The organism is Sphingomonas sp. PSPC2-2 (assembly GCF_049897725.1).
GTDB lineage: Bacteria > Pseudomonadota > Alphaproteobacteria > Sphingomonadales > Sphingomonadaceae > Sphingomonas.
In genome coordinates, this window is the sequence record NZ_JAFCWU010000005.1 from 141,648 (window position 1) to 161,023 (window position 19,376).

27 protein-coding genes are annotated in these 19,376 nt (G+C 63.4%); 5 read left to right on the forward strand and 22 right to left on the reverse strand.

Features of this window, described 5'->3' with window-relative positions:
* Nucleotides 1–228 precede the first annotated feature (228 nt).
* The 3 genes from ACP7BY_RS10960 to ACP7BY_RS10970 are packed head-to-tail and all read right to left on the reverse strand — an operon-like array spanning nt 229 to nt 2,076.
* Nucleotides 229–651, reverse strand: coding sequence for a flagellar protein FlgN (locus ACP7BY_RS10960; protein ID WP_126848232.1), 423 nt, complete (start codon nt 649–651; stop codon nt 229–231).
* A complete protein-coding gene (locus ACP7BY_RS10965; RefSeq protein ID WP_126848234.1) occupies nt 641–943 on the reverse strand; it encodes a rod-binding protein in 303 nt (100 codons plus the stop codon). Before ACP7BY_RS10965 ends, ACP7BY_RS10960 begins: the two co-directional genes overlap by 11 nt.
* Entirely contained in the window at nt 940–2,076 is a 1,137-nt protein-coding gene (locus tag ACP7BY_RS10970; protein WP_033963633.1) for a flagellar basal body P-ring protein FlgI, read from the reverse strand. The genes ACP7BY_RS10965 and ACP7BY_RS10970 overlap by 4 nt, the downstream gene beginning before the upstream one ends.
* Nucleotides 2,077–2,129: 53 nt before the next feature.
* Between ACP7BY_RS10970 and ACP7BY_RS10975 the strand changes: the two genes are divergently transcribed.
* Nucleotides 2,130–2,546, forward strand: a complete 417-nt coding sequence (locus ACP7BY_RS10975) for a flagellar assembly protein FliX (RefSeq protein ID WP_033963634.1) — start codon at nt 2,130–2,132, stop codon at nt 2,544–2,546.
* A 3-nt stretch (nt 2,547–2,549) separates the two neighbouring features.
* Here the strand turns inward: ACP7BY_RS10975 and flhB are convergent, their stop codons facing one another.
* From flhB to flgC, 5 genes are read right to left on the reverse strand one after another with little or no spacing between them, the layout of a single operon-like run.
* Nucleotides 2,550–3,608, reverse strand: coding sequence for a flagellar biosynthesis protein FlhB (flhB, locus tag ACP7BY_RS10980; RefSeq protein ID WP_126848239.1), 1,059 nt, complete (start codon nt 3,606–3,608; stop codon nt 2,550–2,552).
* Between the two features lie 3 nt (nt 3,609–3,611).
* Nucleotides 3,612–4,397, reverse strand: coding sequence for a flagellar biosynthetic protein FliR (gene fliR / locus ACP7BY_RS10985; protein WP_081988598.1), 786 nt, complete (start codon nt 4,395–4,397; stop codon nt 3,612–3,614).
* Nucleotides 4,398–4,401: 4 nt separating this feature from the next.
* Complete coding sequence (locus ACP7BY_RS10990; RefSeq protein ID WP_033963635.1) at nt 4,402–4,665, reverse strand: flagellar biosynthetic protein FliQ; 264 nt, start codon at nt 4,663–4,665, stop codon at nt 4,402–4,404.
* A gap of 11 nt (nt 4,666–4,676) precedes the next feature.
* Nucleotides 4,677–4,997 carry a flagellar hook-basal body complex protein FliE gene (gene fliE / locus ACP7BY_RS10995; RefSeq protein WP_033963636.1) on the reverse strand — a complete coding sequence of 107 codons (321 nt, stop codon included), beginning with the start codon at nt 4,995–4,997 and terminating at the stop codon, nt 4,677–4,679.
* A gap of 12 nt (nt 4,998–5,009) precedes the next feature.
* Nucleotides 5,010–5,417 (reverse strand): flagellar basal body rod protein FlgC, encoded by a 408-nt coding sequence (gene flgC, locus ACP7BY_RS11000; protein ID WP_033963734.1) that lies wholly within the window; start codon nt 5,415–5,417, stop codon nt 5,010–5,012.
* 112 nt (nt 5,418–5,529) lie between these two features.
* Between flgC and ACP7BY_RS11005 the strand changes: the two genes are divergently transcribed.
* Genes ACP7BY_RS11005 through fliP form a run of 3 tightly spaced genes read left to right on the forward strand, consistent with a single transcriptional unit; the run spans nt 5,530 to nt 7,161 of the window.
* Nucleotides 5,530–5,766 (forward strand): FliM/FliN family flagellar motor switch protein, encoded by a 237-nt coding sequence (locus ACP7BY_RS11005; protein ID WP_033963637.1) that lies wholly within the window; start codon nt 5,530–5,532, stop codon nt 5,764–5,766.
* The gene (locus ACP7BY_RS11010) at nt 5,766–6,416 is read left to right on the forward strand and encodes a flagellar biosynthetic protein FliO (protein WP_081988599.1); all 651 of its coding nucleotides are present in this window, start codon (nt 5,766–5,768) and stop codon (nt 6,414–6,416) included. Before ACP7BY_RS11005 ends, ACP7BY_RS11010 begins: the two co-directional genes overlap by 1 nt.
* The gene (gene fliP / locus ACP7BY_RS11015) at nt 6,409–7,161 is read left to right on the forward strand and encodes a flagellar type III secretion system pore protein FliP (protein ID WP_033963639.1); all 753 of its coding nucleotides are present in this window, start codon (nt 6,409–6,411) and stop codon (nt 7,159–7,161) included. The genes ACP7BY_RS11010 and fliP overlap by 8 nt, the downstream gene beginning before the upstream one ends.
* A gap of 49 nt (nt 7,162–7,210) precedes the next feature.
* Here fliP and ACP7BY_RS11020 read toward each other — a convergent pair whose 3' ends face one another.
* Genes ACP7BY_RS11020 through motA form a run of 13 tightly spaced genes read right to left on the reverse strand, consistent with a single transcriptional unit; the run spans nt 7,211 to nt 16,583 of the window.
* A complete protein-coding gene (locus ACP7BY_RS11020) occupies nt 7,211–7,852 on the reverse strand; it encodes a PilZ domain-containing protein (RefSeq protein WP_033963642.1) in 642 nt (213 codons plus the stop codon).
* Between the two features lie 55 nt (nt 7,853–7,907).
* Entirely contained in the window at nt 7,908–8,360 is a 453-nt protein-coding gene (locus ACP7BY_RS11025) for a hypothetical protein (RefSeq protein ID WP_033963644.1), read from the reverse strand.
* Nucleotides 8,361–8,373: 13 nt separating this feature from the next.
* A complete protein-coding gene (locus ACP7BY_RS11030; protein ID WP_033963646.1) occupies nt 8,374–9,204 on the reverse strand; it encodes a flagellar motor protein MotB in 831 nt (276 codons plus the stop codon).
* 1 nt (nt 9,205) lies between these two features.
* Nucleotides 9,206–9,538 carry a hypothetical protein gene (locus ACP7BY_RS11035; protein WP_033963647.1) on the reverse strand — a complete coding sequence of 111 codons (333 nt, stop codon included), beginning with the start codon at nt 9,536–9,538 and terminating at the stop codon, nt 9,206–9,208.
* Nucleotides 9,538–10,065 carry a chemotaxis protein CheD gene (locus tag ACP7BY_RS11040; protein WP_126848248.1) on the reverse strand — a complete coding sequence of 176 codons (528 nt, stop codon included), beginning with the start codon at nt 10,063–10,065 and terminating at the stop codon, nt 9,538–9,540. Before ACP7BY_RS11040 ends, ACP7BY_RS11035 begins: the two co-directional genes overlap by 1 nt.
* Before the next feature lie 4 nt (nt 10,066–10,069).
* Nucleotides 10,070–10,459, reverse strand: coding sequence for a response regulator (locus ACP7BY_RS11045; RefSeq protein WP_010404669.1), 390 nt, complete (start codon nt 10,457–10,459; stop codon nt 10,070–10,072).
* Complete coding sequence (locus ACP7BY_RS11050) at nt 10,459–11,499, reverse strand: protein-glutamate methylesterase/protein-glutamine glutaminase (RefSeq protein WP_033963652.1); 1,041 nt, start codon at nt 11,497–11,499, stop codon at nt 10,459–10,461. Before ACP7BY_RS11050 ends, ACP7BY_RS11045 begins: the two co-directional genes overlap by 1 nt.
* Complete coding sequence (locus ACP7BY_RS11055) at nt 11,496–12,332, reverse strand: CheR family methyltransferase (RefSeq protein ID WP_231564907.1); 837 nt, start codon at nt 12,330–12,332, stop codon at nt 11,496–11,498. The genes ACP7BY_RS11050 and ACP7BY_RS11055 overlap by 4 nt, the downstream gene beginning before the upstream one ends.
* A gap of 44 nt (nt 12,333–12,376) precedes the next feature.
* Nucleotides 12,377–12,883 (reverse strand): chemotaxis protein CheW, encoded by a 507-nt coding sequence (locus tag ACP7BY_RS11060; RefSeq protein ID WP_010404666.1) that lies wholly within the window; start codon nt 12,881–12,883, stop codon nt 12,377–12,379.
* Nucleotides 12,880–15,039 (reverse strand): chemotaxis protein CheA, encoded by a 2,160-nt coding sequence (locus ACP7BY_RS11065; RefSeq protein WP_126848254.1) that lies wholly within the window; start codon nt 15,037–15,039, stop codon nt 12,880–12,882. Before ACP7BY_RS11065 ends, ACP7BY_RS11060 begins: the two co-directional genes overlap by 4 nt.
* Nucleotides 15,036–15,401 carry a response regulator gene (locus tag ACP7BY_RS11070; RefSeq protein WP_033963654.1) on the reverse strand — a complete coding sequence of 122 codons (366 nt, stop codon included), beginning with the start codon at nt 15,399–15,401 and terminating at the stop codon, nt 15,036–15,038. The genes ACP7BY_RS11065 and ACP7BY_RS11070 overlap by 4 nt, the downstream gene beginning before the upstream one ends.
* Nucleotides 15,398–15,772: an STAS domain-containing protein gene (locus tag ACP7BY_RS11075; RefSeq protein ID WP_405052977.1), complete on the reverse strand. Its 375-nt coding sequence runs from the start codon at nt 15,770–15,772 to the stop codon at nt 15,398–15,400. The genes ACP7BY_RS11070 and ACP7BY_RS11075 overlap by 4 nt, the downstream gene beginning before the upstream one ends.
* Nucleotides 15,699–16,583 carry a flagellar motor stator protein MotA gene (gene motA, locus ACP7BY_RS11080; protein WP_033963657.1) on the reverse strand — a complete coding sequence of 295 codons (885 nt, stop codon included), beginning with the start codon at nt 16,581–16,583 and terminating at the stop codon, nt 15,699–15,701. The genes ACP7BY_RS11075 and motA overlap by 74 nt, the downstream gene beginning before the upstream one ends.
* 155 nt (nt 16,584–16,738) lie before the next feature.
* Between motA and flaF the strand changes: the two genes are divergently transcribed.
* Nucleotides 16,739–17,098, forward strand: a complete 360-nt coding sequence (gene flaF / locus ACP7BY_RS11085) for a flagellar biosynthesis regulator FlaF (protein WP_033963658.1) — start codon at nt 16,739–16,741, stop codon at nt 17,096–17,098.
* An 84-nt stretch (nt 17,099–17,182) separates the two neighbouring features.
* Here flaF and ACP7BY_RS11090 read toward each other — a convergent pair whose 3' ends face one another.
* Nucleotides 17,183–19,057, reverse strand: a complete 1,875-nt coding sequence (locus ACP7BY_RS11090; RefSeq protein ID WP_137903191.1) for a methyl-accepting chemotaxis protein — start codon at nt 19,055–19,057, stop codon at nt 17,183–17,185.
* Between the last annotated feature and the right edge of the window lie 319 nt (nt 19,058–19,376).

Sequence of the window (19,376 nt, forward strand, 5' to 3'; positions counted from 1 at the left end):
CGGTTTTATAACAATAAAAAGCGGCGAATGCCGCGTTGGCATCGTCTTATAGTATGAAAATTGGCCGATTTGGCCCGAATTTTTCGAGGAGCCTTGGTTGGATGTCGCTTTTATACAATTTATCCGGTCACATCGTGGAAACAAAACGCGTGTTCGAACGTACGCGCGAAGATCGGGATGTGAGTCGGTCTTGCGGTGTCGACAGACCGACCCCGCTCGGAAATTGCGCTAGAGGCGTGCGTTGATCGAGATCGGCGCGGGCAAGTCGATCCGCATCATGTCGCCTGACGCGCCATAGGTAGAACTTCGTTTTCCCGTAGCGCGCTGTGCTTCTGCTGCGATCGCGCGCATCAAGTCGCTCGAAAACGCGATCTGCCGCTCCAAAATCTGCGCGTTGACGATCGAGGCGTCGCGTAAATGCCCGAAGACAAGCGCCATTTCGGCACGCTGTTCCTCGGACAGGGCATCGGCCCAATCGGGAGTTTCGCGCTCCCGCTTCGTAACTTCGGCCTCGATTTGTCCAGCCAACCGCAATTTCGCCGCGACGAGTTCTGCCAAGCCCTGCAAGCGGCCGCTTCGGGTCAGCGCCTCGCTCTCCTGCTCCATCAAGTGCGAGAGCGACGTCACAAGATCGATCAGGTCATCGTCCATTGTCAGCATTTTCCTGCATTTTTAGAATTTGAGCGAGCACCGCCGGGGCAAGGCCGACGCCGCCCTTTTGGGCAATTGCAGTCCCGAGCTTTTCAGCGAGAACACCGCGAAACATTTCCTCGCCATGCCCCCCGGAAAACTCGCCGGTCTGCACGCTTTCGAACATCAATTGCGTCATCTGTCCGAGGAACACCGCCTCAAAGGACTGGGCGGTGGCCTTTTGCGCGGGCGTTGCGGCCTTGGCGGGTGCCGCGCCGACGGTCGCAGCAGGAGTCGGGATTTCGATCGTCATTGGACCTCAATGTCGGCCTGGAGCGCGCCTGCACTCTTCACCGCCTGCAAAATGGTGATGAGGTCACGAGGGGAAACGCCGAGCGCGTTCAACCCGCTGACCAGCGTCTTGAGCGATGCGCCTCCGCCGATCAGCGCGAGATGGGCGTCGTTACCGTCGTTGACCGATACCTGCGTGCGCGGGACGACCGTCGTCTGGCCGCTGGAAAGCGGACCCGGCTGCGACACTTGCGGAGTTTCGGTGACGCTGATGGTCAGCCCACCCTGCGCCACCGCGACCGAGCTTATCCGTACGTCCGCGCCCATTACGACGGTGCCGGACGCTTCGTTGATGACGATCCGCGCCGGCTGATCGACATCGACGTCGATCGTCTCGATCTGTGTCATCAGATCGACGACCGAACCCTGAAAGCCTCCGCGCGGCGCGATTTCGACGGTGGCGGGGTCGAGCATCTCGGCCGTCCCCGAGAAACGGCCGTTGATCGCGGTCACGATTCGCTGCGCCGTCGTAAAGTCGGGGTTTTTCAGTGCGAGCTTCAGACTGGTCGCGGTGCGTAGCGCAAACGGCACCTCGCGCTCGACGATCGCGCCGCCGGCGATCCGTGCCGAGGTCGAAACACCGCGGCTGATGCTGGCGGCGGCCCCTTGCGCCTTGAAGCCCGATACCGCGACCGGGCCCTGTGCGACGGCGTAGATTTCCCCATCAAGCGCGCGCAGCGACGAAGCGATCAGCGTGCCCCCCTGCAGGCTGGAGGCATCGCCGAGCGCCGCGACCTGAACGTCGATGCTGGAGCCAGTGCGCGAAAAGGGCGGCATCGACGCGGTGATCGACACCGCCGCGACATTCTGGGTCTTCATGTCGGAGCCCCGGATGTTGACGCCCATGCGTTCGAGCATCGCCTGCATCGATTCCTCGGTGAAGGGCGAATTGCGCATCCGGTCGCCGGTGCCGGCCAGGCCGACGACGAGGCCATATCCGACCAGTTGGTTGGGCCGGACATTCTCGACATTGACGATATCCTTGATCCGCGTTCGCGCGATGCCGGGCGAGACGCAACCGAGCACAACCGCAAGCGTCGCGGACGCGCGCAGCCCTTGTCGGATAAAGCGGCGAATTCGTGGAAAAGATCTCATGAATCTCTTATAGGATAGGTATGGCCGATGACGGTCTGGAGGTGTAAGTTTCGGTGCGGATCGATGCCCTGACAGTGCCGGTGACACGGACCCTGCTCTTGGGCGCGTTGCCCAAGGCGGCGGCGCAGTTCGCCGCGCAGGAATTGCATCCCCACGCCGTGCAGGCACCGACCCCCGCGCCGACCGCGCCGGCGATGCCAAGCGTTGAAATGCTGGTTACGCTGGCGATGAACGAAGCGCCGATCGAGCGCCGCCGCCGGATTGCCCGCGACGCGAGCCGTGGCCTCGACATGCTCGAGCGGCTGCACCAGGAGTTGCTGGTCGGTGTTGCGGCACCGACGCGCTTGCGCGAGATCGTCGAGTGGGCGCAAACGACCGAGCAACCCGAAGATCCGGTGCTGGCGCAGATCTTCCACGACATTGACGTCCGCGTTCGCGTCGAACTGGCGAAGCACGACATCGAGGTGTAAGGCTCAGCGCCCGCGGGCGAGGCGCAAAACGTAGCTGATGATTTCGGCGACTGCGGCAAAATGCTCGGTCGGGATCGGGCGATCCAGTTCCGCGCTGGCGTAGAGCGCGCGCGCGAGCGCGACATTCTCGACGATCGGCACGCCATTGGCGGTCGCGATCTCGCGGATCTTGGCGGCGATCGCGTCGACGCCCTTGGCCACCACAATCGGCGCGGCCATAGCGCCGTGATCATATTTCAGCGCAACCGCATAATGGGTCGGATTGGTTATGATCACGCTGGCATCGGGCACGGCGGACATCATCCGGCTGCGCGCGCGCTGCATCTGGATCGCGCGGATCTTGCTCTTGATCAGCGGGTCGCCATCCTGTTCCTTATGCTCGTCCTTAATCTCCTGCAGCGACATTTTCATGCGGTTGGTGAACGACCAGCGCTGATAGACGAAATCGAAAATGGCGAGCGCGGCGACCAGGATCGCCACCGCCTTGATCATGGCGAGCACGACCCCGACTGCGGCGGCGGTGACCGCAGCCGGATCGGCGCCGACCAACTGGTCCAGCCCGACAATCTTGGGCCAGATGACATTGGTCGCAATGACGATAACGCCGGTCATTTTGGCGAGCGTCTTGCCGAACTCGATCAGCGCGCGTGGGCCGAACATGCGGCCTAGGCCCGAAAACGGGTTGAGCTTCGACCATTGCGGCTTGAGCCGGGCGAGCGCGAAGCTTGGTCGCCCCTGCAACACACCGCCAAGCAGCGCGAACACGAACAACACGCCCAGCAACGGTGCCACCGCCAGGCCGACCGCACCGAGAAGACCGATTGCGAAATTTTCGGCCCCTTGCGGATTGAACAGATAATCGTCCGCGCCGCCCCACAACCGCACGAAGATGACGCCGAGCTGTTGCACCGTATAGGTGCCCATACCGCCGACCACGACGATGGCAGCGGCGAACATGGCCGCGTGCTTCATCTCGGGCGACGACGGCATGTCGCCCTTGGCACGCGCGTCGGCGAGCTTCTTTTCGGTGGGATCGAAGGTTTTCTGGTCGTTGTCGGCCACGCTTTAGTTCCAGCTTGTCTGCATATAGGCGGCCATCGCCTGCGCGAAGCCGGTCAGCAGTCCGCCCAGCGTCATCGCCATCACCGCCAGGCCGAGCAGGATGTTGAGCGGCTGGACGATGAAGAAGAGCTGGATCGCAGGCGCAATCCGGGTCGAGAGGCCAAGCGCGACGTTGAACACGATGCCGTAGACCAGCAACGGGGCCGACAAGCCGATTCCCAGCGTCATCGCGCGCGCCACCGCGTCGAGCGCGGCTCGCAGGAAATCATGCGCTGGTGGCATGCCGCCGATCGGGAAGGTGCGATAGGATTCGACGATCGCGCCAATCCACAAATGGTGGACGTGCATCGACATGCACACCACGGCGGCGGCGACGGTCACGAACTTGGACAGCAACGCCGCTTGGCCGCCCTGTGAGGCATCATAAAGCAGCGCCGAGGACAGGCCGATTTGCGAGCTGATGATCGATCCCGCCATCGACACCGCGCTGAACACGATCTTGACCAGCGCGCCGATTGCGAGCCCGGTAATCAGTTCTGCCAGCAGCACCGCCGGCAGCGCCCCGCCCGCCGCGGCCGCCGTGCGCATCAACGGCGCAAGCACGCCCCACAGGCCGATGCTCATGCCCAGCGCGATCATCAAGCGGATCCGCCCGGGCACGGCATCCTCGGAAAAGACCGGCAGCAGCATCAACACCGTGCCGACGCGCGCGAACAGGATGAGGAACGCGGTCGCCTGCACATCGAGATGCGACAGGTCGAACGATGGCGGGGCGAGGGGGGCGAGCACCCTTTCAGCCAGCGATGATCATGCCGCTGATCCGCGCCATGAAATCGGACAGCGCACCGCCGATCATCGGCAGGCACAGCAGCATCACCACGCCCATGGCGATGATCTTGGGAACGAACGTCAGCGTCATTTCCTGGATCTGGGTCAGCGCCTGCAACAGGCCGATCGCGACGCCGACGATCAACGAGGTGATCAGCAGCGGTCCGACGATCGTCATCACCAGAATCAAGGAAGCGCGGGCAAGCTCCATCGCGGCGAGCGCATCCATTGGCGTGCGCCTCAGATCTGCATGCGCATGATGTCGGAATAGGCGTTCACCACGCGATCGCGCACCGCGACCATCGTGTCGAGCGCGGTTTCGGCCGATCCGATCGCGGTCACCACGTCGATCAAGTCGCCCTTGCCCGCGACTTGCTTGGCCGAGGCGCTTTCGGCGGCACGCAATTGCGTCGAGGTGTCGGAGATCATCGCCTCGACCATGCCGCCAAAGCCGCCCGATGCGCCGGGCGCGGTTTCCTTGGTCGAGCCGGTCTTGAGCGTGTTGCCAAGGCCAAGCGTACGGCCATAGGCCGAGCTGGCGTCGAGAGATCCGATGGACATTGTCGCTCTTCCTTATTTCAGCAAATCGATGGTGCGCATCGTCAGGTTCTTGGCCGCTTCGATGGCGTTGAGGTCGGCTTCGTAGGAGCGCTGCGCGTCCTTCATGTCGGCGGCCTCGAGCAGGGGATTGACGTTGGGCTTCAGGACGTACCCCTGAGCATCCGCGGCCGGGCTGCCCGGCATGTAGACCTTGGTGAAGGCGGTCTTGTCGGCGTCGACGCTGGAAATCTTGACGGCGGTTCCGCCATTTGCCCGATCGACTTCGGCCTGAAAGCTGACGACCCGGCGGCGATAGGGATCGCCACCGGCGGTGCGCGCGACCGAATCCTGGTTGGCGAGATTTTCCGCGATCACCCGCATCCGCAGCGACTGCGCGCGCAAACCCGATGCCGATACTGCCAACGATGTCTTGAGATCCATGAAGTCGCTCCACCGGCTCCGTGCCGTCACCCCTCCTTCATAGGCAATTATTGCCTAGCCAGACCGTCAATGCGGAAAAATAATCCTATAACTCGGGGGAAGGAGCCGTGCATTGTCCATCCTCGAAGATATCGAAGTCGAGCTGTCGATCGTTCTGGGCTCGGCCCAGGTTCAGATCCGCCAGATCCTGCAAATGAGCCGCGGCGCGATGATCCCGCTCGATTGCGGGCAGGACGACCCGACTTTGGTGTTCGTCAATGGCGAGCTGATCGCCAAGGGCCGGATCCTGGTCAACAGCGAGGAGATGTCGCTGGAAGTGACCGAAATCACGCGCAAGAGCCGCAACTGATGGATGTGCTGTCGCTGCTGCGCACGATGGGGGCGCTCGGGGTCGTGCTTGGCTTGCTCGGCGGTGCGCTGTGGGTGGTGCGGCGCTACAATATCGCCTTGCCGGGGCGCGTTACGCTCGGTCGCGGGCGGCGCTTGGAAGTGGTCGAGCGGGTCACGCTCGACGGGAAACGCTCGCTCGCCCTGGTGCGGCGCGATGGCTGTGAACATCTGATCCTGATCGGCCCGGATGGGCAGATGGTGGTCGAAAGCGGTATCCTGCCGTCTATCCCCTCTGACGGAGCGGCTGCGGTCGGCACCGCGATGGCTGGGGAGGCAATCGCGCAGACGGTAGTCCCTGAAATGGCGGCGCGTGAGCGCGAAGGCCAGGCGTCGGAACCGACGCCTGGAAACAGCAAGGATGCTATCGTCAGCGACGAGACCGCGCCGGAACCCGAAACCGAGTTGCGCACTGCCCTGACGCTGCTGCTCGACCATCTCCAGTCGCGCCGCGACAAAGCGGCCTTGATTCAGGCGTCGCTTTCGCCCTCGCGCGAACAGTCTTTGCCTGTCTCCGCTGTCGCTTCCGCCTCGTCCACGCCGCGTCGTTCGGTGTCGGCATTGCTGGACCATCTGACCGAGCAGCATCATCGGGCGAACGTCGTTGCGTAAGTCGGCCCTGTTTGCGCTCGCCGCAGCTGCGCTGCTGATCCCGGTCGCCGCGCACGCGCAGTCCGCATTGGCCCAATCCGCATTGGGCTTGCCCGGTGCTGGCGCTGGCGGGTCGGTATCGGGCCGGGCGATCCAATTGGTGCTGATGCTGACGGTGTTGAGCCTCGCGCCCGGCATCCTGATGACCGTTACCAGCTTCACCCGCATCGTCGTCGCGCTGTCGCTGTTGCGCACCGGCATCGGTGCCCAGGGCGTGCCGCCGAATCCGGTGATCATCAGTCTCGCGATGTTCCTGTCCTTCTTCGTCATGGCCCCGACCTTCGAAAAGGCGTGGGACCAGGGAATCAAGCCCTATACCGCAGGCAAAATCGCCGAGGAGCAAGCCTTTGCGGCGACCGCCGAGCCGTTCCGGCAATTCATGCTGAAACAGGTGCGCGATGACGATCTGAAGCTGTTTATCGACATGGCGCATGCGAAGCCGACGGCGCGCAAAGACGTCGCGCTGACGACGTTGACCCCGGCCTTCATGATTTCCGAACTGCGCCGCTCGTTCGAGATCGGCTTCTTGTTGCTCCTGCCGTTCCTCGTCATCGATCTGGCCGTGGCCGCGGTATTGATGGCGATGGGCATGATGATGCTGCCCCCGCCGACCATCGCCATGCCGATGAAGATCATCTTCTTCGTGCTGGTCGATGGGTGGGCGCTGGTCGCGGGGTCGCTGGTCAAGAGCTTCGGCACGACGTGAACCCGACCGCCCCCCTCCAGCAAAGGCGGGGGGCTTTGGGGGCGTCGGTTTAATTATTGCGGCTTGCGCCTGCGAGCCACGCCGACAGCTCGGCAAAAGAAATCAATTCGATGAAGGCGACCCCGACATGAAGCTCGTTGCGCCAGCGCACCGAGCACGCGCGCGGGGAAAGTCCAGGGATCGTCAGCGTGGCGGGCGCGTCAAGCGGGATGTCGGTGGACAGCGTCAACCGCGCGCCGCTCTGCGAGAGATTTTCGACCGTGACCGGGCATGACCGACCGAGGCTGCTCAAACGGCCTGGCGCAGCGACGGCGAAGCGCGGGGCCCGGCCGATCGCGGGGATATGGCCCTTTGCCTTTACCACCTGCGGTCGCAAGGTGCTCGCTACATCGATTTCATGGTCGAGCTGGATGCCGACACGCCCTTCGTCGGTCCATACCACGGTTGCCGACAGGCGCTCGCCCGAGCGGAGTTCGATGACGACGGCATCGTCGCGGGTGAGCGGTTGACCTGTCTCCACCAACATGCCGGTCGTCGACACGTTGCGCAATCGGCACAGCGCTTCCTTGCCCGGGCCTAGCTCAAGCTTCGCCGCAATGAGCGTCGTAACGGTTCGCTGCGCGCGTTGGCGCAGTCCCTCCGGTGAGGCGATTGAGGGATCGACCGGTGGGTGAGGTTCAACAGAGGTCATGATCGTCTCTCATGAAAAAAAGAGTATCCCCTCTTTTTATAGGATGATCGACCCGTCAGGCGGGCTCGGCGCGTGTTATTGCGATGCGCTTGACCGTGCCCTCACCGAATGCCTCGGTCGATGCGGCACGCACCACGTCGCGGAATCCGCCGATATTGGCCAACAGGCCGTCGGGCCCGGTCGCGAGCGGGGTTCGCCAGGTGCGCATGTTGATCGCGTGGAGCATCAGCGGCAGCTTCGACGTCACCATATCGGCCTTGTCGCTCGCGACTTCGAGCGACACGTCGAAATTCACGTAACCAGCGAGGCGACCGTCCGAAAACACCAGCGGAGCGAGGATCTTGGCGCTGGACACAAAGCTGCGCGGCGGTTCTGCTGCCGGTGTCGCAGCGGCCTTGGGTTCGCTGCCGCCCGGTTTGGCGAACAGCAGAACTGCACCATAGCCCGCACCGCCGCCGATCGCGACGCCAAGGATGAGCAGCAACAGCAGGGAGAGCGCGCGTTTCACGAACCGGATCTCCTCAGAATTTGAAGCTGGCGTCGCTGGGCAGCGCAGATTGCTGACCCATCACGACAACCGTAATGCGCCGGTTTTCCGCACGATCGGGCTGTTCGGGATAGACCGGCTGGCTCGCACCCAGCGCAACGATCTCGGCGAAGCGATCGGGCGTCATGCCCGCCGCGATCAACGCCGAGCGCGCGGCGAGCGCGCGCGCGCCGGACAATTGCCAGTTTGCGTCGCTTTGGCCGCCGGTGCCGTCCGTATGCCCTTCGATCGCCAGTTGTGCCGAAGAGCGGGACAGTTTTTCGGCAAGCTTGCCAAGCACTACGCGCGCATACGGGTTGAGCTCCGCCGTGCCGGCGCGAAACATGGACTGTCGGTCATTGTCCATCAGCGTGATGCGAAGGCCGTCGCGAGCCACTGCCAGAGTGACGTTCTTCTGGCCGTCATTGGCTTGCGGCACGCTGTCGATCGCGATCTGCAATTCGGCGGCGACAACGCGTTGCGACGCATCGGGCACATTGGCGGTGCCGCCGCGCGCCGGGCCGGCTGCCGCAATTTCGGTCGAAGTCCTGCCTTTGGAGCGGCTGCCCGCCCCCGATCCTGGTGCGCCGCCTTGCGGGCCTGTGCCGCTGGCGCTGCTGGGCGGGGACGGCGTGAAATATTCGGCCAGGCCCTTCAGCTTCGCTTTGTCGGGGCTCGACAGCAGCCACAGCAGCATGAAGAACGCCATCATCGCGGTCACGAAATCGGCATAAGCCACTTTCCACGCCCCGCCATGATGGCCGCCAGCGATCTTCTTGACCCGTTTGATGATGATCGGGCGATCATTGGCCGCTTTGCCAGCCATGTCAGGTTCCGATCAGCGCGATACGCAGACGTTCCTGCACCGCGCCAAGGCGAACATGCTTGATCGCCTCCACCGAATTTTCGCCAGCCGCGATGCGGTCCATCAGATTGGCGCATTCATCGGCATGTTGGATCAGGTAATCGAAGCTTTGGAGCTGTTCCAGAAAGCTGGTCACGAAGTGTTCGTCCGCGACGAGCACTTCGGCCAACCCTTCCAACTGTTCGCGGATTTCGCGCAGCTCGGCCGCCATCACGCCGTGCAACAGGCCCGAAAACGGGTCGAAGGCTGTGACAGGGGTTCCGTCCTGGGTTGTGATCGAGGGAAGATAGGCCATCAAAACAACTCCAGTTCGCCATCGCTGGGCGGGGCAATGACAGGGACGGGCGCGCGGACGAGGGGGACCGCATCCGAAACGTTTTTGCTGCGGCTCAACCCCTGATAGGGAATGAACTCGACCTTGCGGGCGGAGCGCCCGCCAATGTCGACGTGCCCGATCTCGATTCCTTCGGTTTCAAGGAAGCGACGCGCGAACTCCGCATTTTGCGACCCGATCGAGCCCAGCCCGGCAATGATGTTGGCACCGCCATAGATATGGCCTTTCAGCCGCGCCCGGGACGCGCCCTTGGCCATCATTCCGTTGATCAGCAATTCCATGGCATGGACGCCATAGCGCTGCATCTCGTCGGGCCGCGGTTTGACATCGGCTCCCGGTTCGCCGAGCAGGAAATGATTCATGCCCCCGATCCGAGAGACGCTGTCGTTCAGGCAGACTGCGATGCAGCTGCCGAGAAGGGTCGTCACCATCGTATCCGGTTCGGATACGACGCAATGCTCGCCCTGGATGATGTTGATCCTCCGCATGGCGTCAGGTCAACGCGCCGAAGACGCGCTCAATCTTTTCCTTGAGGGCAGCCGGCGCAAACGGCTTTACGACATAGTTGTTGACGCCGAGGGCTGCCGCCTTTTGTACAAGATCGCGGTCAGAAGAACCGGTCAGCATGATAAAGACGGTCTTCCCGATCACCGGGTCGGCCCGGACTTGCTCGAGAAACTGGAGTCCGTCCATTTCGGGCATGTTGTAATCGGAAATGATGAGATGAACCCGGTCGCTGCGGACCGCGCTCAACGCCTCGGTTGCGCTGCCCTTGTCGCGCACATCCTTGAAGCCGAGATCCTGGAGCGTGCGCCGGATCATGGCGCGCATGCTCGTCTGGTCGTCGACCACCATAACCTTGATCTGTGCAGCGGCAGGCATCAGACAATTCCCAGGGGCTTGGCCCGGCATGCCGCAAGGATCGCCTCGGGCATGGCGGACAGGCTGATTTCTTCCATTACCGCGCCGATTTCCATCGCCGCGCGCGGCATACCGTAGACCACGCAGGTTTGCCGGTTCTGCCCCAGCGTGCGCGCACCGGCGCGTCGCATTTCGAGCAGGCCTTGCGCCCCGTCCGATCCCATGCCGGTCAGGATCACTCCGACCGATCCGGACGCGACCGGACAGAACGAGCGGAACAGAGCGTCGACCGAAGGACGATGGCCGCTGATCGGGTCGGTTTCGCGCAGTTTGATCCGGCGGTCGCCGTTGGTCGCGAGTTCCATATGTGCTTTCCCCCCAGGAGCAATATAGACGGTTCCCTGCTCGACCGGGCTGCCATTGGTCGCTTCCACCACCCTTACGGCACATTCGCCATCGAGGCGTGCCGCGAAGTTGCGGGTGAACGCTGCTGGCATGTGCTGGACGACCAGGATCGGCGGGCTGTCCTTGGGCATCGCCTTCAGCACCGAGAACAGCGCCTCGACGCCGCCGGTGGAAGAACCGATCGCGATGATCGAACCCTTGCCGACGCCACCGCCCTTGGCAGGCGGGAGGTTCGGCGTCGGCCCCGGCCGCACCGAAGCGCGGGCGGCCGCCTTGACCTTCTCGCACAACAGGGTCGCATCGCGTGCAATGTCCTCGGGCGTGCCGGTGGGCTTGGCGATATAATCGACCGCGCCCAGGCGCAGCGCCTCGATCGTGACCTCGGCACCATGCGCCGTCAGCGTCGAACACATCACCACCGGCATGGGCCGCAGGCGCATGACCCGTTCCAGGAAGGACAGGCCATCCATACCCGGCATCTCGACGTCGAGCGTCAGGACATCGGGATTGAGCGACTTGATCATTTCGCGTGCGGCAAACGGCTCGGGAGCCATGCCGACGACTTCGATTTCGGGGTCGGCAGACAGCATCATTTTGAGCGTCGCGCGCATCGTGGCGCTGTCGTCGACAATCAGGGTTCGGACACGGCGGGTCATGTTTGGCCCTCGATTTTGGCATAAATGGTCTGGCCGCTCGATCGCATCCGGGTCGCCGAGACCCCGATGAGACGTTCCGAGTGGCCGATGTAGAGGTGTCCCGCTGGCGCAAGCTGATCGACGAAGCGCTCTTCCAACTCGGCCTTCGCTTCCTCGTCGAAATAGATCATCACGTTGCGGCAGAAGATCACGTCGTAGAGTTGGCGCAGCGGCCACGGTTCGAACAGGTTCAGCACCTTGGCCGTGACGAGCGCACGCGCTTCGTCGACCATGACGTAATCCTCGCCGTCCTGGCGCATCCACGTCGAGCGATACTCGGCGGGAATAGGGCGGACGGTCGCCGCGTCATAGACGGCGCGCCGGGTGGCTTCGACCACGGGCGGCGACAGATCGGTTGCGAGCAGCCGAACATCGGCGTGCCGCAGCCAGCTTGCCGACGCCCGATCGGGGCCGAGCAAGCACATCGTGATGCTGTACACTTCCTCCCCGCTCGAACATCCTGCCGACCAGATGCGGATCGGGTGCCCCTTGGCAGCCCGTTGCTTCAGTTCAGGCAGAACGACTTTGCGGAAATGGTCGAAGTGATGGACCTCGCGAAAGAAATGCGTGTGATTGGTGGTCAGCGCGACCACCATCGACGCGCGTTCCGTCTCGTCCGACTGCACCATCGCGACATAATCGCGAAAATGCGCCAAGCCGTGTTGCCGAAGCCGCTTGGCCAGTCGAGACTGGACCAGCGTCATCTTGCCCGCGCTAAGCGAGATACGCGCGTCGCTCTGCATGATCGCTGCGATCGCTGCGAAATCCGACGAGGTCAGTTCTGCGTTCGTCATGGTGGTGCCGCCGGCGGGCGCGGCGGGGGCGCCCCCGGCCGCGGTCACGCTACGAGTTCCAGATGGCGGGTCAGCGACAGGCCATCGAGATCAAGCAGCAGGATCATCTGCCCGGTGTCGTCGCCGCGCGCTTCCATCGTCCGCGATTCGACCCGGACCAGGCCCAGGATGACGCTCGGTTCGCCGATTTCGACATCGGGTGCCGGCTGAATTTCCTGGTCGCCGATCGAGACGATGTCGCTGACCTCGTCGACCAGGAAGCCGGCCTGTTTTTCGCCGATCGAGACCACCAGCACGCAGCTCCGCGCATGGATCTTGCTGGGTTCCCAGCCAAGGCGCTCGGCCAGGCCGATGACGGGAACGACGTTGCCGCGCAGGTTGGTGACACCTTTGATGAACGACGGGACGGTCGGCAGCGGAGTCGGCTCTTCCCACTCGCGAATTTCGATCAGCGAGTGCATGTCGATCCCGAAGGTTTGATGGCCCAGCGAGAAGGTCACGATCTTACGGTCGGCCTGCTTGTTCGCGGTGCGATGGTCGAGGGAGCTCATGCTGCGATTCCTTTTGGAGTGAAGCGGTTGAAACTGTTCGAGGCGACCAGTGCCTCGATATCGAGAATAAGGGCGATCGATCCGTCACCCAGGATGGTCGCGCCACCCAGCCCGCGGATCGGGTAGAGGTTCTGGTCGAGGCTCTTGATCACGACCTCGCGACGGTCATCGATCGTGTCGACGATCAGGCCGACATGGCCGGCGCTTTCGCTTTCGACGATCACCACCAGCGAATCTTCCAGGCTGCGGTTGCTGCCGGGCAGATCGAAGATGTCGGTCGCACGCTTGACCGGCAGATACTGGCCCCGCATGTCGATCACTTCGTTGGTCGGGCTGGTGCGCTTGACTTGGCCGGGGGCCGGCTGGACGGTTTCGATCACGTTCGCCAGCGGCAGGACGTAGCGTTGCCCGCCGAGGCGCACGATCATCCCGTCGAGGATCGCCAGCGTGAGCGGCAGGATCATCGTGAAGGTCGTGCCTTCGCCGGGGGTCGAGGCGATCTCGACCCGACCGCCCAGTGCCTCGACGTTCGAGCGGACCACGTCCATGCCCACGCCGCGGCCCGAGATGTTCGAGATCGTCTCGGCGGTCGAGAAGCCGGGCGCGCAGATCAGCTGATCGATCTCTTCGTCGGTCAGTTGCGCATCCGCCTGGATGATGCCCTTTTCGATCGCCTTGGCGCGGACCCGGACGCGATCGATGCCGCGGCCATCATCGGCCACGCGCACGAAGATGCGCGCGCCCTTCTGTTCGGCCGATAGCCGGATCGTGCCTTGGGCTTCCTTACCTTTGGCGATGCGGTCGGCGGGCGGTTCGATGCCGTGGTCGATCGCGTTGCGGATCATGTGGGTCAGCGGGTCGCCGATCTTCTCGATCACGCCCTTGTCCACTTCGGTCGTCTCGCCCGTGGTCTCCAGGATGACCTGCTTCCCGGTTTCGGCCGAGAGATCGCGCAGCATGCGCGGCACGCGGCTGAATGCCTGACGGATCGGCTGCGCGCGCAGCGACATCACGTTGTCCTGGATCTGGCGCGTCAGGCGCGCCAGTTCCGGAAGTTCGACGCGCTGCTGGTCGGCCGGGGTCAAGCGATCCGCGAGGATCGAGTTGCGGATGACCAGTTCGCCGACCAGATTGAGCAGCAAGTCGAGTTTGATCAGGTCGACACGGATGGTCTGCGCGGCGGGTTCGGAAGCGCGCTCGAGCGTTGGCGCGCTTGGCGACGGTGCTGTCGTCGATACCAAAGTGAGCACCGGTGCCGACAGTTCGGGCTCCGCATCGGCAATGTCGTCCGAGGTCTGGTCGAGGGGATCGGTGGCCGCGGCAGAGGTTGCCGGAACAACCGACTCTGCGCGCGCAATGCTCACGAGCGAATCCGGGGCGACGAAATCGAAGCAGTCGGTCAGCGCGGCTTCTTCAATGCTTGCCGGGACGCGGATCGTCCACCGCAGATAGCTCTGCTCGGGTTCCATCTCGCGCAGCGGTGGCAGCGCCGACAGGTCGACACTAACAATGGAGCCCCCAAGCGCTTCGACTTCCCGCACCAGCAGCAGCGGCTCGCCGCCATTGGCCAAGGCGGCGTGCGACGGTGCGAAATCGATGATCCAGTCGGGCTCGACCGGCTCTTCCGTCGCATCGAAGATGTCGAGCGCGACACCAACCGGGCGGAACCCGAATTCGTCCTCGTCGCTTTCCTCGGCCTCCGGCTGGGGCGCGTCGGGCGTGGCGGGCGCGGGTGCGGGTGCGGCGGTAGCACCGCCGCCGACGCCGACGCCTTTTGTCTCCAACACGTTCTCCAGCGCGGCCAGGACGGCAGAATCCTGGGGCAAGGGTGCGGTGCCGCGGGCGGCGGCGACGTGGTCGGTCAGAATGTCGAAGGCCGACAGCATGACATCGGTCACACCGGGCGTCGCGGGAATGCGACCGGCACGTACCTCGTCCATCACGTTTTCAAAACGATGGGCAAAGGCGGTCAGGGCAGCGTGACCGAACGCGCCGGCGCCGCCCTTGATCGAATGCACCGCGCGGAACACGCCGGCAATGGTTTCCGACGACAGGTCGCCCGCGCGCATGGCCGACAGGCCCTGCTCGGCGACGGCCAGCCCTTCAGCGCATTCTTCAAAGAAGATGCCCTGGATTTCGTCCATTTCGTCGCTCATGAGCATACCCGCCGAATGGCGGCTCCCAGTTTTGCCGGGTCGAACGGCTTGGTGATCCACCCCGTCGCGCCAGCCTCGCGGGCGCGCATCTTCTTCTCGTCGGAGAATTCGGTGGACAGCACGAGGATCGGTGTGCCGCGGAAGGCGGGCTCTGCGCGCACCGCCTCCATCAGCTCGAACCCATCCATCTTCGGCATGTTGATGTCGGTGATGAGCAAGTCGGGCTGGACTTCGCGCATGCGCTCAAGCCCATGCTCGCCGTCATTGGCACTTTCGATACGATAGCCTTGTGCGGTCAACGATGCCTTCAGCAGCATACGCATGCTGGCAGAATCATCGACGGTCAGGATCAACTTGCTCACGCCTGGTCTCCGATGGTTTTGATGAGGCCGATCGCGTCGGCAAGACCGCACTTCTCCATTCGTTCGACGAAGGCGGGGCTGGGGTCGATGATGTGAAATTCATGTCCGGCGTCGCGCGCTTCGATGCGCGCGGCGAGCAACACTTGCAGCGCGGCCTGGCCAATGCTCTCGCTCGCGGACGCGTCGATGGTCGTTGCGCCGTCGTCGGCGGCGTTGATGAGCCGAGCGAGCAGATCCTCGGCGGTCACCGTCGTCGCATGCGATGGCAGGTGGATCACCGACGATGCGGTCTCGGGGTCAAGCGGGGGTGGCATTGAGTTCATTTTTCGCCTCGTCGAGTGCGGCTTCGAGCTGCTGGAAGGTTGGGGCATGGGCCGAGGGCGCCATGCGTCGGGCAATTTCCACCGCGACCTGAACGGGCACGTGCTGCGCGTAGGCAACGATCGCGGATTTCGCGACCAGGAAGGGTTTGGAATCGGCTTCGATCACTTCGAGCAGTTTCGATGCGAGCGGGCCGACGATGCAGTAGGACAGCAACACGCCGAGGAAGGTGCCGACCAGCGCGCCGCCGATCATCGCGCCGAGCACTTCGACCGGCTGGTCGATCGAGCCCATTGTCTTGATGACGCCGAGCACGGCGGCGACGATGCCGATTGCGGGCAAGCCGTCGGTCATGATCTGCAGCGCGTGCTGCGGTGCCAGTTCCTCGTGGTGGTGCTTGTCGATATCGGCATCCATTGCCGATTCAAGCTGGTTAGGGTCTTCGAAATTGACCGTCATCATCCGCAGATAGTCGCAGATGAATTCGATCAGGTGATGGTCCTTGAGCAGCCGCGGATAGGGCGAGAACAGCTTGCTCTCCGACGGCGTGTCGAGATGCGGTTCGATCCCGGTCGCGCCACCCTTTTTGAAGGTGGTGAGCAAGCCGAACATCATGGTCAGAAGATCGCGATAGTCGCTCGACTTCCAGCGCTCGCCCTTGAACGCGCGCAGCAAGCCGCCCATCGCCTTCTTGATCGTGCCAAGCGAATTGGCGACGATGAAGGACCCGATCGCTGCGCCCATGATCGCCATCAGCTCGTGCGGCAGCGCTTCCAGCACGACCGCCAGCTTGCCGCCCGAGAGCAGGAAGCTCCCGAACACGCAGCCGAGGATCACTATGAAGCCGATACCGTTCAGCATGATGGATAACGCGTCCGCAATGAAAGGTGGGTGACCCTTTGATTATAGGATGAACGCGGGCGCTTGGGCGCGGGAACGATACTAAATCTGCAATCCTCCCAAGATGACGGCCTCCGACCGCCTAGAATGATAACAGAACCGTAAGAGGAGATTTCATGTCACTGCATGCTTATCAAAGTGCCCGGAGCCGCGCCGAAACCCCGCGCGCGGCCGAGGCCCGCCTGCTGAGCCAGATTACCGGCGAATTGATGGATGCGCAGGCTGCGCGCCTGTCGGGCGGAGCGCTGATCCAGCCGCTGCACCGCAACCGCGAGATGTGGTGTACCTTTGCCAGCGATTGCGCCGCCCCAGGCAATGCGCTGCCCGAGACATTGCGCGCGCAGATCATTTCGCTGGCGCTGTTCGTCGACCGCTTCACCACCGAGGTGATGATGGGCCGGGAAAAGATCGAGACACTGATCGATTTGAACCGCACGATCATGGAAGGGCTGCGCGCACCTTCGCTGGTGAACTGACTTTCCCGCCGCTCCCGTCGCTCGGACACAAAAAGGGGCACCGCAGAGAACCTGCGGTGCCCCTTTTGTTTGGGTTGGATGGGCTCAGAAGCTGGCCCAATCCTCCCCATTGACCGATTCAAGCGCCTTCACCGGCGACGTATAGGCGGGGGCCTTTTCCTTCTTGGCCGGCGCAGCGGCGCGGGGCTTTGCAGCGGGCCGGGCCACCGGGCGAGCGGCGGCATTGCCGCCAATGTCGAAGCGTGCAGTCTGCTGCGACAGCGAGCTGACCTCGGTGGTCAGGTTGCGGGCGGCAGCCGAGGTCTGTTCGACCATCGCGGCGTTCTGCTGCGTCGCACGGTCCATGCTGCCGACGGCAACGCTGATCTGCGAGATCGCGGCGGCCTGGGCCTGGTTGTCGGCGGCCATGTCGCCGAGCAGCTTGTGCACTTCGCCAACGTCACCGGCGATGTTGACCAGCGCGCCATCGACCTTCTGCACCGCGCCAACCGCGGACAGAATTTCGCTCTGCGTGACGGTCAACTGGTCGCGGGCGCGCTTGGCTTCCTCTTCGGCGCGCATTGCCAGCGCCGAGACGAGATCGGCGACGACCGCGAAGCCGCGACCGGCGTCGCCTGCACGGCCCGCTTCCACGGCCGCGTTCATCGCCAGAACGCGCGTCTGGAACGCGATCTTGTCGAGGCCTTCGATCACGCTGTCGATGCCCTTGGCGCTTTCGGACACGCGGCCCATCGCCTGTACCGCTTCATCGGCGATTTCACGACCGCCCGAGACGGTGGCGATCGCGCCGTCGGCACGGGCAACGGTGCGCCCGGCCGCATCTGCGCTCGCCTTCAGGCGACCATCGATCTGGGTGATCGCGGCGGAGGTTTCCTCCAGGCTGGCGGCATTGCCTTCGGTCCGGCGTGCGAGATCTTCCGACGCCTGCGCGATTTCGGTCGAGCCGGTGCCGATGGCCGAGGTGCTTTCCACGACCCCGCCGATCAAGCCGCGCAACGCTGCGGTGGCGGCGTTGAAGTTGGTCTTGAGTTCGGCATAGTTGCCGGGGAAATCGGCGTTGATCGTCGCGGTCAGGTCGCCAGCGGCCAGCGCGCCGAGATTTTCACCGACGGTCGCAACGACCATATGCTGTGTCGCGTCGTCCTTTGCCTTGGCGGCCTGCGCTTCTTCAAGCTTGACTGCGTTGTCGCGGAAAACAAGGACGACCTTGGCCATGTCGCCAACTTCATCCTTGCGGACGGCGCAAGGGACGTCGACCGAATTGTCGCCATCGGCGAGCTTGCTCATGGTGCCTTGCAGCTTGTGCAGCGGCCCGGTGATGCCCTTGCGGGCGACGACGATGCTAAGGCCGATGCCGATGGCGATACCAAGGATGCTCACGATCGTGAGCGTCATGCTGGTGGATGCCGCGTCAGCGCTTAATTGGTCGGAGAGCTTTTGCCCTTCGGCGATGATACGATCGTTGAAGGCCACGGTGTCCTTCGACAACGGTTCGAGCATTGCATCGACCTGGGCAAGTACCGCCTTGGCTTCATCGTTGCGATTCAGCGCGCCCAGCTTGGCCGCCTTGTCGGTCAAGGCATGCAGCGCGGTTATGCGCTGTCCGAATTGCGCAAACTCCGCTGAGTATCTAGGAAGTTTTTCATTGGCCTGCTTGAGTAGATCAAGCGCGGACTTGTAGGATGCGTCCTGTCGAGCAGGTGCTGTCTGCGCCATCTCCGTCGACGCGTCGTAGGCCATAGCCTGGTAGGCGAACAGATCCATCTCGTTCGCGCGGCGAACCACGCGGGCGAGCAATGTCGGGACAGGCAAATCATTTGCGATAACATCGGAATAGGCTGCATCGGCGCGCAATAGCGAGGATATGCCGAGGTACGCGATCGTTCCGGTGATCGCGCCGAGAAAAAGAAGGAGGGAAATGATCTTGGGGGCAATTTTCATATTGTCGAGAAAGCGCATGGGGCTCTCCTGGAGTGAGCGTGGACAGGGGCAATTATTCGTTTCCAGATCATTATAGGATATTGGTGCGGAACTTGGCGTCGTCCTGTGCAAATTGGGCACGTGGCTCTTCGCAGCGGCACGGACCAGGCGGCGGGAAAAGGGCGGGGTGGGCGTCCCTGCGGTCGCTGAATGCGACACGCCGCGAATGTAGCGGGAATCGCCAATGCGCGTTTGCGGGAGCGGCAACCATCCCAAGAGATGATGGTCGCACGGGCACCGAACGACGGCCTCTCCCGCAAAAATCCTCTATGATGAAGGCTAGGGATCTGGCCCGGAA